General features: G+C 71.2%; 6 protein-coding genes. 3 read left to right on the top strand and 3 right to left on the bottom strand.

The window, feature by feature from the left end; genetic code table 11:
- From ACWDX9_RS49660 to ACWDX9_RS49650, 3 genes are all read right to left on the bottom strand, one after another.
- Positions 1–4,733: beta-ketoacyl synthase N-terminal-like domain-containing protein (locus tag ACWDX9_RS49660; RefSeq protein WP_449968187.1), on the bottom strand; the 4,733-nt coding region annotated here is incomplete at its 3' end.
- Positions 4,734–4,827: 94 nt separating this feature from the next.
- Positions 4,828–6,066 carry a type III PLP-dependent enzyme gene (locus ACWDX9_RS49655; protein WP_449968184.1) on the bottom strand — a complete coding sequence of 413 codons (1,239 nt, stop codon included), beginning with the start codon at positions 6,064–6,066 and terminating at the stop codon, positions 4,828–4,830.
- A 43-nt stretch (positions 6,067–6,109) separates the two neighbouring features.
- Positions 6,110–7,018, bottom strand: coding sequence for a proline iminopeptidase-family hydrolase (locus ACWDX9_RS49650; RefSeq protein WP_397375888.1), 909 nt, complete (start codon positions 7,016–7,018; stop codon positions 6,110–6,112).
- Positions 7,019–7,314: 296 nt separating this feature from the next.
- Between ACWDX9_RS49650 and ACWDX9_RS49645 the strand changes: the two genes are divergently transcribed.
- From ACWDX9_RS49645 to ACWDX9_RS49635, 3 genes are all read left to right on the top strand, one after another.
- Positions 7,315–8,370 (top strand): helix-turn-helix domain-containing protein, encoded by a 1,056-nt coding sequence (locus tag ACWDX9_RS49645; RefSeq protein WP_449968181.1) that lies wholly within the window; start codon positions 7,315–7,317, stop codon positions 8,368–8,370.
- A gap of 158 nt (positions 8,371–8,528) precedes the next feature.
- Positions 8,529–9,806: an activator-dependent family glycosyltransferase gene (locus ACWDX9_RS49640; RefSeq protein WP_449968178.1), complete on the top strand. Its 1,278-nt coding sequence runs from the start codon at positions 8,529–8,531 to the stop codon at positions 9,804–9,806.
- A 61-nt stretch (positions 9,807–9,867) separates the two neighbouring features.
- Positions 9,868–14,246 (top strand): type I polyketide synthase (locus tag ACWDX9_RS49635; RefSeq protein ID WP_449968176.1); only part of this gene is annotated, 4,379 nt, incomplete at its 3' end.

Here is a 14,246-nt window from a genome sequence, read left to right as displayed (position 1 = left end):
GGCACCATGCCCAACGCCACGACCACGTCACGGAAGTTCAACCCAGCCGCACGAACCTCCACCCGCACCTCACCAGCGGCCAACTCGCGGTCGGCTTCCGGCGCGGGGATCAACGCCAGCTCTTCCAGGGATCCCTTGGCCGGGCAGTCCAATCGCCACCCACCCGCACCGCCGGGCACCGCCAGATCACCGGAGGAGTCCGCGCGGGCCAGACGAGGCGCCAGCACCTGGCCGGCCCGCACCGCCAGCTGCGGCTCGTCCTCCACGCCCAGCAGAGAGGCCAGCGCGGTGAGCGACTCGGCCGCATCGTCGAGATCGACCAGCAGGATCCGGCCGGGATTCTCGGCCTGCGCCGAGCGCACCAGGCCCGACACCGCCGCACCGATCAAAGCACCATCGACGCCATCCCCATCCGAGGCGTTCAGGCGGGCCGAGGGGCCGGTCGCCATACTGCCCCCGGCATCGGCGCTGCCGGTTGTCACCGCGCCGCTGGTGACCAGCACCAGCCGGGTCTCGGCCAGCCGCTCATCGGCCAGCCAACCACTCAGCACACCCACGACCCGATCGAGCGCCGGCCGGAGGAAAGCATCCGCCTGCAGCCGCATCACCACAGCGGCCGGAAGTGACCGGCCGGACGCGACCGCATCACCCAACGCCGCCACATCCACGAACTCCCCGACACCCCCACCAGCAGCCTGGACAGCCGCGACCAGACCAGGCCACCGCTCACCCACCACCGCCACGTTCCCGGCCCCAGAGCCGACCGGCTCACCCGGCAGCGGCACCCACTGCACACGATGCAGCGCATCGTGCCCAGGCTGCGGACGCGACGACAGTCCGCCGGCCGGTAGCGGGCGCGAGATCAGGCTTGTGATGATGGCTACCGGCGCGCCGGTGGTGTCCGTGATGTGGATGCTGGTGGCACCGTCGTCGGCGGGCTGGGCGTGGATACGCACGCGTTGGGCGCCGGAAGCGAGCAGCTCCACTCCGTTCCAGGCGAACGGCAGCGCGACGCCCTCAGCCTGCTCGATGAGACCGGTGGCATGCAGGGCCGCGTCCAGCAGCGCCGGGTGGATGCCATAACCGCTGGCCTCGGCAGCCTCCCGCTCGTCGAGCTCTACTTCGGCGAACACCTCGTTGTCGCGGATCCAGGCCCGCTTGAGTCCCTGGAAGGCCGGACCGTACCCGTATCCGGTGCTGGCGAGTGTCTCGTAGTGGCCAGACACGTCCACCGCCTGCGCTCCCGTGGGCGGCCACTGCTCGCCAGCAGGACTCGGCGTGCTGCTTGTCGCGGTAAGGGTTCCAGTCGCGTGGCGTGTCCATGGCCGCTGGCTGGTGCGGGCGTGGATCGCCACCTCGCGGCGGCCGTCCTCGTCGGCTACGGACACCGCCACCTGGAGCTGGACCGCCTCGTCACCCTCGATCACCAGCGGCGCCTCAAGCGTCAGCTCCTCCACCACCGGGCAGCCGACCTCGTCACCCGCTCGCACGGCCAGCTCCACGAAGCCGGTGCCGGGGAACAGCAGCGTTTCCCCCACTCCGTGATCGGCCAGCCAGGGGTGTGTCGCGGTCGAGATCCGGCCGGTCAGCACCAGACCTCCGTGATCGGGCAGCTCCACCGCCGCACCCAGCAGGGGGTGGTCCACGCGGGTCTGGCCCAGCCCGCTCGCGTCCGACACCCCTGCCACGGCGGACTCCAGCCAGTAGCGCCGGTGCTGGAACGCATACGTCGGCAGCTCAGCACCCACGCTGGTGCCGGGCAGGAGTCGTTGCCAGTCCACGGCGACGCCGGCGGTGAACGCCTCGGCCGCTGAGCGGAGGAACCGGTCTGGGCCGCCCTCGCCACGGCGCAACGATCCCACCGCAACGCCCGAGGTGCCGGTGGCGTCCAGGATGTCCTGCACCGCCATTGTCAGCACCGGATGCGGGCTCACCTCGATGAACGCGGTGCGGCCATCGGCCAGCAACGCCCGTACAGCGCCCTGGAAGTCCACCGGCCGGCGAGCGTTGGCGAACCAGTATTCCGCCCCCAGCTCCGAGCCCGTCAGCACCCCACCGGTCACCGTCGAATACACCGGCACCCGGCCCGGCCCGGGCTCGATCGGGCCCAGCATCTCCAGCAACTGCTCCCGCAACGGCTCGACCATCTGCGAATGCGAGGCCACCGTGGTCGCGATCACCCGCGCCCGCACCCCTTCACCACGCAGGCCCTCGACAAGCTCTTCCAGCGCCTGGGTCGGCCCGGCCACCGCGCAGGAGGCAGGCCCGTTGTCCGCGCTCACTTCCAGCTCCCCGCCCAGCGAGGCGACCCGTTCGCGCACGGTCTCGGCGGGCAGTCCCACGGCGGCGATAGCGCCGCGTCCCCACAGCTCGGCGGCGAACAACCGGCTGCGCAACACGACCACCCGCACCGCGTCGGCCAGCGACAACACCCCGGCCACATACGCCGCGGCCACCTCGCCCTGCGAATGCCCGATCACCGCCGTCGGCCGGACCCCCACCGACTCCCACAACGCCGCCAGCGCCACCCCGACCGCGAACGCCATCGGCTGCAACACCTCGATGGACTCCAGCCCATCAGCATCGGCCAGCACCTGGGCCGGGTCCCAGTCCACCCACCGCCGAATCTCGCTGAAGCACTCCTCCAGCCGGGCGGCGAACACCGGCGACGCCTGCGCCAGCTCCACCCCCATCCCGGCCCACTGCGCCCCCTGACCCGGGAACACCAGCACCGCATCCCGGCGACCCGCCGCCGTACCGGAGACGACCGTGGGATCAGACTCGCCGGCCGCCAAGGCACGCAGGCCGCCCAGCAACTCCTCCCGATCCGCGCCCACCACCACGGCACGGTCCTCGAAGGCAGCTCGGGCACGCACCAGCGACAACCCGACACCCTCAACCGCCACCTCCGGCCGGGCACCGACATACTCGGCCAACCGGGACGCCTGAGCGCGCAATGCTTCCTCACCGCGCCCCGACAGCACCCACGGCACCACACCCGACACCACAGGAGCATCCCCGGGGGTGTCCAGCTGCGGCTCGGGGGCCTGTTCCACGACCACGTGCGCGTTCGTCCCGCTCACCCCGAACGACGACACGCCCGCCCGCCGCGGCCGACCGTCCGGCTGCGGCCACTCCCGCGCCTGCTCCAACAGCCGAACCTGACCCTGCCCCCAGTCGACATGAGTCGTGGGAGCAGACACATGCAGCGTCTGCGGCAACAAGCCGTGCCGCATCGCCAGCGCCATCTTGATCACACCGGCCACCCCCGCAGCCGCCTGCGTGTGCCCGATGTTCGACTTCAACGACCCCAGCCACAACGGCTGCGCCGGGTCACGATCCCGCCCGTACGTGGCCAGCAGCGCGTGCGCCTCGATGGGGTCCCCCAGCGCGGTCCCCGTGCCATGCGCCTCGACCGCGTCCACTTCCGCGCCCGACAACCGCGCATTGGCCAGCGCCTGACGGATCACCCGCTCCTGCGAAGGACCGTTCGGAGCCGTCAAACCATTACTGGCCCCGTCCTGATTGACCGCCGACCCACGGATCACCCCCAACACCCGATGACCGGCGGCCACCGCATCCGACAACCGCTCCAGCACCAGCACACCGACACCCTCGGAGAAGCCGGTGCCGTCGGCGTCGGAGCTGAAGGCCTTGCAGCGGCCGTCGGCGGCGATGACGCGCTGGCGGCTGAAGGCGGTGTACGTCCCCGGCGCGGACATCACGGTCACCCCGCCCGCGAGCACCAGCGGACTCTCCCCGGTGCGCAGCGACTGGCAGGCCAGGTGGATGGCGACGAGCGACGCCGAGCAGGCGGTGTCCACGGTGACGGCGGGCCCCTCCAGGCCCAGCGTGTACGCGACCCGGCCGGCGACGACACTCGGCGCGGCACCGGTGACGAGGTAGCCCTCGACGTCAGGGGGCGCCTGGTGCAGCCGGGGGCCGTAGTCCTGCGGTTCGGCGCCGATGAAGACGCCGGTCTGGCTCTGGTGCAGGGTCTGGGGGTTGATGCCGGCCCGTTCAATGGCCTCCCAGCAGGTCTCCAGGATCAGCCGCTGCTGCGGGTCCATCGCCACGGCCTCACGCGGGCTGATCCCGAAGAACGCCGCGTCGAACTCCGCGGCGTCGTGCAGGAAGTGGCCCACCCGGGCATAGGTGGTGTTGCCGGCGTCGGGGTCGTCGTCGAAGAGCCGGTCGAGGTCCCATCCCCGGTCGGTCGGGAACCCGGTCACCGTCTCCCGGCCCTCGGTGATCAGCTCCCACAGCTCCTCGGGCGTGGCCACGCCGCCGGGGTAACGGCAGGCCATGCCGACGATCGCGATGGGCTCGTCGGAGCCGACGGCGGCCGTGATCTCGGCGGTTCGCCGTTCCCCTAGTCCGAGCGCCTCGGTGAGCAGGTAGTCGGCGAGAGCGGCCGGCGTCGGGTAGTCGAAGGCGATGCCGATCGGGAGTTCGGCGCCGAGCTCGGCGGCGAGCCGGTCGTGCAGTTCGACCGCCGCGAGGGAGTCGAGCCCCATGTCCTTGAAGGTCTGCTCGGCGGAGACCGTCTCCAGCAGCCCGGGCAGTACGGCGCTCATCACGTCGAGCGTCGTACGGCTCACCAGTTCGATCAGGGACGCCCGGCGTTCCGCCATGGAGAGGTCAGCCAGCCGAAGGGTGAAGGCCGTCGCTCGTCCGGCCCTCGTCGTCGGGGTGCCGCTGGCTTCGAATTCGCTGTTTCCGGACTGGCTCATCTGTTTGACTCTCCATATGAACCGCAGTGATCCTGTCCGCGGCGGTTGAGCCGGGACAGCCGACGATGGATACCTGCAGGGCAGGCAGGTGGTTCTACTCGTACATGCGGACGAAAAGCACGTGGGACGAGGAGACGACCTTGTCGCCGCGCATGACGACCTCGCTGGGCGCCGGGCGGCCCAGGAACATGAGCAGGCTGGCCGTCATGCCGTAGGCCCCCGCGTTCGGGATGGTCACCACGTCCCCGGGGCGGAGATCGGGTACGGCGACGTTGCGGCCGAGGATGTCGCCCGGGGTGCAGAGCGGGCCGACGAGGCTGGCCGGCGCCACGGGCTCGGCGGACTCGAACTGGACGGAGACCGGCAGCAGCCGCCCGAGCCCGGACATGCCGCCCAGCGTGTTGATCCCGGCGTCCAGGATGATGAACCTGCCGCCGCGGCTCTCCTTGACGTTGGTGACGGTGCACACGAGCCGGCCGCAGTCGCCGACGAGGTAGCGCCCGGATTCGCAGGCGACCTGGGGGCTGCCGTCGCGCCAGCCCGCGAAGTGCGAGTCGAGGACCTCCTCCAGCGCCGCGCGGAGTCCGCCGTAGACGGGGCGTTCGCCGGGGGAGAGGTAGGGGGAGGCGAAGCCGCCGCCGATGTCGAGCAGCTCCGGCTCCAGGCCCGTCGAGTCGCGCACCTCGGCCGCCGCGGTGATCGTGTGCTTGAACTCGGCGATCAGGGATTCCTCGTCCTTCGCGTTGCTCAGCGAGAACAGGTGCATCCCCGACAGACGGGTGCCGGGCACCGATCGAAGCTCCGGCATGAGCTCGGGGAGCGTCTCGCTGTCGAAGCCGAACTGGGAGGGAGCCCCCGTCATGCGGATGCTGGTGGTGGCCCCCGAGGCGGTGCTGTTCACCCGCAGGAGGCAGTCGGCGACCGTGTCCTGTTCCCAGGCGGCCTGCCCGATCCGGCGCAGGTCGTTGACCGACTCGACGGAGAAACGGCGGACGCCGGCCTCCAGAGCGGCCTCCACCTCCTCGGTCGTCTTGCCGGGCCCGGTGTAGAGGATGTCGAGCGGGTCGAAGCCCGCCAGCAGAGCCGCGGCGAGCTCGCCCGTGGAGCTGATCTCGGCCTTGCACGCGGAACCGCCGCTCTCCCGCAGCGCCTCGGCGATCTCCGGATGCGGGTTGGCCTTGAACGAGAAATAGACGACCGTCCCCTCGGGCAGAGAAGTGCGGAGGTCGTCATGAGCGGCGACGGCACGTTCGAGGTCGTAGACGTAAAGCGGCGATCCGTAGCGAGCGGCGAGCTCGGCGTCGCTCTTCACGATATCGGTGGCGTCGTTCAAGATTTCTCTCCTTGGGCAAGGGCATGAAGAGCGGCGGCCCAAGTCAGGCCAGGCCGGCGAGAAATTCGAGCATGACCCGCCGGAAGAGCTCCGGCTCCTCCAGATGCGGCGAATGGCTGGAATCCTCGAAGACCTTTCCGCGGGCCCCGGGAATGAGCTCGAGGAAAGGCCGGACCGACTCCTGGGTCACCTCGTCGTGCCGGCCCGAGATCACCAACGTGGGCACGTCGATGCCGGGCAGCAGGTCCAGGACGTCCCAGTCCTTCAGGCTGCCGATCACGTGGAATTCGCACGGCCCGTTCATGGCCTGATAGACGGTCGGATTGCTCAGCGTGTCCATGAACGTGGCCTTGAATTCGCGTGGCCACGGCCGTGTGCGGATCACGTGCCGGTTGTAGAAGACCATCATCGCGTCGAAGTATTCGCGGGTGTCCGTCGTCCCGGCCGCCTCGTGGGCGAGCAGCGTCTCGTTCACCCCGCTCGGCAGCAGGTCGCGCAGGATCTTCAGCTCTTTACGCCATTCCGGGTACGAGGCCGGCGAGTTCGCGATGACCAGGCCGCGCAGCCCGGACGGCCGCTCGGACGCGTGTTTGGCGGCCAGCAGACCGCCCCAGGAATGGCCGAAGAGAACGTAGTCGCCGGCGATTCCCAGGCGGTTCAGCAGATTGCCCAGCTCGTCGTCGAACAACTCCGGCGTCCAGAATCCCGGGTCCGCGTCGTCCAGGTGCGTGGAGCCGCCGTTCCCGAGCTGGTCGTAATGGACGACCGGCCAGCCGGCGTCGGCGAGCTCCGCCATGGGGAGCAAATAGTCATGGGTGCCGCCGGGCCCTCCGTGCAGGGCCACGACCGCCGGTTTCCCCTTTCCCGGGGTGCCGGTCACCCGGTACCAGGTCACGTGGTCGCCGAACGGCAGGGTTCCCCTGGCGCTGGGGGCTCGGGCCAAGTCAACCACCTCATCACGTTCGGCGCGGAGACGGCGCCCCACGCCCTGGGCCATTCATCGAAATGCCGCACAATGCGCAGGTGAGCGGCCCTGCCGACGCTAGGTGAAGGCCGATCGAGGGCGGACCCCTATCCGACCCGTGCGTATCCCCTATAGGGCGGGATTCCGTTCCCCGGACCCGCCGCGAAGCCCCGGCATCCGTATACCGTTCCGTTGCGAACATTCACCCCGAATGGCGACCGCCGGCCGCGGCGTCGCTTTTTCCGAGCCCGAGTGAACGCAAAATCAGAGCCGAGGTCAACCTGATGAAGCACCTGCTGTTGCGCCTTTCCGAACTCGACGCCCGCGCGGGTGACGAGCTCAGGGTGATCAGCTTCTTCGACGTGCTCCTGCAGAACGGGACCGATCTGGAGCGGCTGCTGCTGGAGGCTTCGCGGCTCGCGGAATGCCCCGTAGGGGTGAGCGTTCCCGGTCTGGGGGTGTACCGGCGGGTGAGCGCCGGCGGCGGCGCGCTCGACGGGCCCGCCGACCCGGGCGCCAGGAGGCACGAGCTCGTGAACGGCGGCGAGGTGTGGATCGAGCGGCGCGGCGACGCGTACCCGATCGACGCCATGCTCGTCGAACGGTTCGCCATCGCCTGCGCCGCCGTCCTGGGCAGGGGGGAGCCCGCCCCGGCGTTCGGCGACCCGGCGCTCGTCGAACTCGTCCTCGGCTCGGCCGCCGACGAGGCCGGACGCTCCCGGGCGCTGAAGCTCCTCGGGCTGCGGCCGGATCGTTCCGTGCAGGTGTTCGCCGTCGCCGGTGACGCCTCCGGGCTCGGCGGCAGGGTGGCCCGGCTCGGGCAGGTGTACGGGGTCATCGTCTCCGGCCCGCCCTGGCCCGACGCTCTCGCCAGCACGAGTTCGGCGGTCGGGGTGAGCCCGCGCGTTCCGTCCGCGAGCGCCGCGCGGGCCTGGCACATGGCGCGTACGGCACTGCGCTTCGCCGGCCCGGGGGAGCTGTGGGGCAGGGTCGTCCACTGGGACCGGCTGGGCGGCTTCGCCCTGCTCGCCGAGCACCTGCCGGACGAGGCCATCGGCGGATCCCCGGACGTCGCCGCACTGGACCGCCTGGCGGAAGCGCCCAACGGGGACTCCGTCCTGGCGACGCTGGACGTCTTCGCGGCCAGCGACTCCATCCGCCAGACCGCCTCCCGGCTCTACATCCACCGCAGCTCCGTCGCCGCCCGGCTGGCCCGGGCCGAGAGCGAGCTCGGCTTCCCCGTGCAGCCGGCCGAGGGCCGCGCCCGCCTGACCCTCGCACTCACCCTGCGACGGCTCGGCGAACACCCCAGTACGGCCGAAGTCCGCAGGGGGGCCTGAGGGGTGATCTAGGGGTCGGTGCCTCTCACGTGGCTGATTACTGTCTCGTGAGAGTCGATGGGGCTCTGGCGGACCTGCTCACGACACCCACCTGTGAGCGGAAGGGCGCATTGCGCGCCGCCGCCCGGCCGACCTTGTACCTGCCGGAAGGATGCGGAATGCGCGTCGTTGTCACCCAACTCGCGGCCAGCGCTCATCTCAACCTCGTGGTGCCGCTCGGCTGGGCACTCAAGTCCGCGGGCCACGACGTCGTGATCGCGGCACAACCCGACATCATGCCCCTGGTGCAGCAGACGGGACTGATGGGCGTCGCCGTCGGCGACGAGGCACGATACGCCGAGCGCGTCGCGGCGATGGCCCCCGAGGAGACCATCTACGGGTCCGGGTACTCCATCACGGAGATCCGGCCCGAGGTCCTCACCTACGAGTACGTGCGTGACTGCCTCGCCGCCTTCGCCTCCCCGATGGCGCTGGACGTGAACACCGACGAGTCCGTCTTCGACGGCATGGTCGCCTTCTGCCGCTCGTGGCGCCCTGACCTGGTCATCTGGGACAGCATGACGTACACGGGACCGGTGGCGGCGGCCGCCTGCGGCGCCGCGCACGCCCGGACGACCATCGGCCGCGACCACTGGGGCCGCTTACGCGAGCTGTTCCTGCGCCTGCGGGCCGAGCGCCCGGAGGCCGCCGGCGAGGACCCGGTACGCGACTGGCTGACGGCCAAGCTGGAGAAGTACGGCTGCGAGTACGACGACGACCTCGTCCTCGGCCAGACGACCATCGACTCGATCCCCTCCTGGCTGCGCCTGCCGGCGGAGTACGACTACCTGCCCGTGCGCTACGTGGCGTACAACGGGCCCGGGACCATCCCCGACTGGCTGCGGGCGGAACCGGAGCGGCCGCGGGTCTGCGTCACCCTGGGCAACTCCTACCAGGAGGTGTGGGCCGGCCGCGCGAAGCTGGGGTACCCCGACCTGTTCGAGGCCGTCGCCGACCTGGACATCGAGGTCGTGGCCCTGCTGGGCCCCGCTTCCGTCCCCGCCGGGGCCACCGTCCCCGACAACGTCCGGATCCCCGGGTTCGTGCCGCTGGACCCGCTGCTCAAGAGCTGCTCGGCGATCGTCCACCACGCGGGGACCGGCAGCACCCTGACGGCGCTGCTCAACGGCGTCCCGCAGCTCATCATCCCGCACGCGCTGCACGACGAGGACCAGGTCGCGGACGCCATCGAAGCGCACGGCGTGGGCGTGCACCTTCCGCCGGACCGGTTCTCGGCCGACACCCTCCGCACCGAACTGCAGCGGATCCTGAACGATTCCGCCTTCACCGAGCGCGCACAGAAGACCAGTCAGGAGATACGGGAGACCCCGACCCCGCACGACCTGGTCAAGGACCTGGAAGAGCACGTGCTCCGCCACCGGAGGACAGCCGGCTAGACCGCGCCGGCCCACGTCCGTCCCGTTCCGCCTCACTACCTCAAGGCTGGTTGAGAATCCCATGGCCACTGACGACAAGTTCAGGGACTACCTCAAGCGTGCTACCGCCGACCTTCAGCGCGCCCGCCGCCGGCTGCGCGAGGTCGAGGCGAAGGATCGTGAGCCGATCGCGATCGTGGCGATGAGCTGCCGCTACCCCGGCGGGGTGAACTCGCCGGAGGACCTGTGGAACATGCTGGTGGAGGCCCGCTCGGGGATCTCCTCCTTCCCCGACGACCGGGGCTGGGACCTCGAGACGCTCTACGACGAGGACCACACCGCCGGCGGTACGACGTACGCGCGGGACGGCGGTTTCCTCGAAGGGGCGGGCGACTTCGACGCCGGCTTCTTCGGGATCAGCCCGCGCGAGGCCCTGGTGATGGACCCGCAGCAGCGGCACGTGCTGGAGGTCGCCTGGGAGGCGCTGGAGCGGGCCGCGATCGACCCCGGCACGCTGCGCGGCACCCCCACCGGCGTCTTCGTCGGCGGAACGCAGACCGGCTACGTCTCGGGGCTCGGGCCGTTCCCCGAGGGCGTCGAGGGGTACGTGCAGACCGGCAACACCAGCTCCGTCATCTCCGGCCGGGTGGCCTACAGCATGGGCCTGGAGGGCCCCGCGGTCACGGTGGACACCGCCTGCTCCTCCTCGCTCGTCGCCATCCACCTGGCCTGCCAGTCGCTGCGCAGCGGCGAGAGCACGCTCGCGCTCGCGGGCGGCGTGACCGTGATGCCGACCCCCGAGCTGATGGTGGACTTCAGCCGGCAGCAGGGGCTGGCCCGCGACGGCAGGTGCAAGGCCTTCTCCGACGACGCCGACGGCACCGTGTTCGCCGAGGGTGTCGGCATGCTGCTGCTGGAGCGCCTGTCCGACGCGCGGGCCAACGGCCACCAGGTCCTGGCGGTCATCCGGGGCACGGCGGTCAACCAGGACGGGGCCAGCAACGGTCTGACCGCTCCCAACGGTCCTTCGCAGGAGCGGGTGATCCGTCAGGCGCTGACCAACGCCGGGGTGACGGCCGCCGACGTGGACGTGGTCGAGGCGCATGGCACGGGGACCACGCTCGGCGACCCCATCGAGGCCCAGGCGCTGCTGGCCACGTACGGGCGGGACCGCGACGCGGCGGCGCCGCTGTGGCTCGGGTCGGTGAAGTCGAACATCGGTCACACGCAGGCCGCCGCGGGGGTGGCCGGTGTGATCAAGATGGTCATGGCCGCCCGCGAGGGCCTCCTGCCCCAGACCCTGTACGTGTCCGCCCCGTCCAGTCATGTCGACTGGGAGCAGGGCCAGGTCCGGCTGCTGGATCAGGCGCGGGAGTGGCCGGAGCCGGACGGCCGGCCGCGGCGGGCGGGGGTGTCGTCGTTCGGGGTGAGCGGGACGAACGCGCACGTGATCGTGGAGCAGGCCGTGGAGTCGCGGCCGCAGCCGGACGCGCCTGAGAGCGCACCGGCGGTGTCGGGTGTGGTGCCGTGGGTGCTGTCGGGGCGCGGTGAGGAGGCGCTGCGCGCTCAGGCGTCCCGGTTGGCCGAGTATGTCGGTGCCCGGCCGGAGGTGGCGGTTGAGGGTGTCGGGTTGTCGCTGGTGCGTGCCCGAGCTGCCTTCGAGGACCGTGCTGTGGTGGTGGGTGCGGATCGGGAGGAGTTGCTGGGCGGCCTGCGTGCCTTGGCGGCCGGCGAGTCCGTCCCCGGGGTGGTCTCCGGTACGGCGTCGGGTCGCCGGGATGCGGTGCTGGTGTTCCCGGGTCAGGGGGCGCAGTGGGCCGGGATGGGGGTGGAGCTGGCGCAGGCGTCGCCGGTGTTCGCCGCCCGGCTGGCCGAATGCGGTCAGGCGCTGAGCGAGTTCGTCGACTGGGACCTGCTCGACGTACTGCGCGGTGCGGACGGAGCTCCGACCCTGGACCGGGTGGACGTCGTCCAGCCCGCCACCTGGGCGGTCATGGTTTCCCTGGCGGCATTGTGGGAGTCCGTGGGGGTCCGTCCAGCCGCGGTGATCGGACATTCACAGGGTGAGGTGGCCGCGGCGTGCGTGGCCGGGGCGCTGTCGCTGCGGGACGCGGCCCGCGTGGTCGCCCAGCGCGGCAAGGTCATCCGCAGGGAGCTCGCCGGGACGGGCGGCATGCTGGCCGTGCTGCTGCCGTACGAGGAGCTGGTGCGGCGGCTCGAACCGTGGAGCGACCGGCTCTCGGTGGCCGCCGTGAACGGCCCGACCTCCGTCGTCGTGTCCGGCGGCGCCGCCGACCTGGACGAGTTCTTCGCGGCGATCACCGGTGAGGGCGTGCAGGCTCGAAAGATCAAGGTGGACTACGCCTCGCACTCCGCCCAGGTGGAAGGGCTCCGCGAGACCGTCCTCGCCGAACTGGCCGGGCTCGAACCTCGCTCCGCCGACGTGCCGTTCTACTCCACGGTCGTGGCGGAGTCGCTGGACACCGAGCGGCTGGGGGCCGACTACTGGTACACCAACCTGCGCCAGCGCGTGCGCTTCGAGGACGCCGTACGAGTCGCGATTCGCGACGGTCACGACTTCTTCCTCGAGGTGAGCCCGCATCCGGTGCTGACGATGGCGGTGCAGGACATCCTGGACGTCACCGCCCCGTCGGGGGTCGCGGTGGCATCGCTGCGGCGCGGCGAGGGCGGTGCGGGGCGGTTCGTACGTTCGGCGGGGGAGGCGTTCGCCGCCGGGGTGGGGGTGGACTGGCTACGACTCCTGCCCGGCACCAGCGTGGGTGCCGAGCTGCCGACGTATGCGTTCCAGCACCGGCGTTACTGGCTGGAGCCTTCCGTCGCGGGGGCGGCGGACGCCGGTGGGCTAGGGCTGACGCGGGTGGATCATCCGCTGCTGGGGGCGGCGGTGGAGCTGCCCGATCAGGGCGGGGTGGTGCTGACCGGCCGGATCTCGACCACTACGCATCCGTGGCTGGCCGATCACGGGGTGGGGGAGACGGTGGTCTTCCCCGGCACCGGGTTCGTGGAGCTGGTGGTGCGGGCGGGTGACGAGGTCGGCTGTCCGGTGGTGGAGGAGCTGACGCTTGAGGCGCCGCTGGTGATCGGGGGTGACGAGCCGGTCCAGCTTCAGGTGGCGGTGTCCGCTGCCGGTGAGGACGGTCGGCGTGAGGTGGCGGTGCATGCCCGTACCGGCCAGCAGCCGTGGACGCGTCACGCCGCGGGCACCCTGGCCGTGACGAGCAGTGCGGCCGGTTCCGCTGATGAGCAGTGGCCACCGGCGGGAGCGCAGGCGGTGGACGTGTCCGGTCACTACGAGGCGTTGGCTCGTGCCGGGTATGGCTATGGGCCGGCGTTCCAGGGGCTCAAGCGGGCCTGGGTGCGTGGCGCAGAGGTGTTCGCCGAGGTGGAGCTCGATGAGCGGGAGGCTGCCGAGGCCGGCGGTTATGGCATCCACCCGGCGTTGCTGGACGCGGCCCTGCACGCCACCGGTCTCGTCGAGCAGGTTGAGGGGGTCGCGCTCCCGTTTGCCTGGAACGGGGTGGAGCTGCTGGCTTCCGGTGCTCAGCAGGTGCGCGTTCACGTCCTTCCGGCTGAGGGCGGCGCTTCCAGCATCCGGATCGCCGACGGCACCGGCGCGCCGGTCGCGGTCGTCGCGAGCTTGATCTCGCGCCCGCTGCCCGCGGATGGGCTGTCGTCGCGTCCGCAGTCTGGGCACGATGCGCTGCATCGTGTGCAGTGGGTGCCGCTGCCGGGTGAGCCGGTCGGTTCTGGGACCGGGGATGTGGCGGTGGTGGGCGAGGGCTGGCCCTCTCTTGTCGCGGCTGTCCAGGCTGCTGGTGGGGGCGTCGGGGAGTTCGTGGATGTGGCGGCGTTGGGTGATGCGGTCGCGTCCGGCCGGTCACTTCCGGCCGCTGTGGTGATGCGGCTGCAGGCGGATGCTTTCCTCCGGCCGGCGCTCGATCGGGTCGTGGGTGTGCTGAGTGGTTGGCTGGCTGATGAGCGGCTGGCCGAGACTCAGCTGGTGCTGGTCACCAGTGGCGCGGTGACGACTGGTACCGAGACCGATGGTGCTTTGATCGGTGCGGCGGTGTCGGGCCTGGTGCGCTCGGCGCAGGCCGAGAACCCCGGCCGGATCCTGCTGGTCGATCTCGACGATGCGGCCGAGTCGCTCACCGCGCTGGCTTCCCTGCTGGCTGTGGAGGACGAGCCGCAGCTGGCGGTGCGGGCCGGCCAGGTGCTGGTGCCTCGTCTGGCTCGTGCGGACTCCTCTGGTGATCTGGTGGTGCCCGGGGGTGCGGGTGGGTGGCGGTTGGACTGCCCGGCCAAGGGGTCCCTGGAAGAGCTGGCGTTGGTTCCCGCGCCGGAGGCCGACCGCGAGTTGGCCGCTGGTGAGGTGCGGGTGGAGGTTCGTGCGGCTGGGTTGAACTTCCGTGACGTGGTCGTGGCGTTGGGCATGGTGCC

The organism is Nonomuraea sp. NPDC003201, from assembly GCF_053590415.1.
This window is presented reverse-complemented; position numbering and strand designations above follow the sequence as displayed.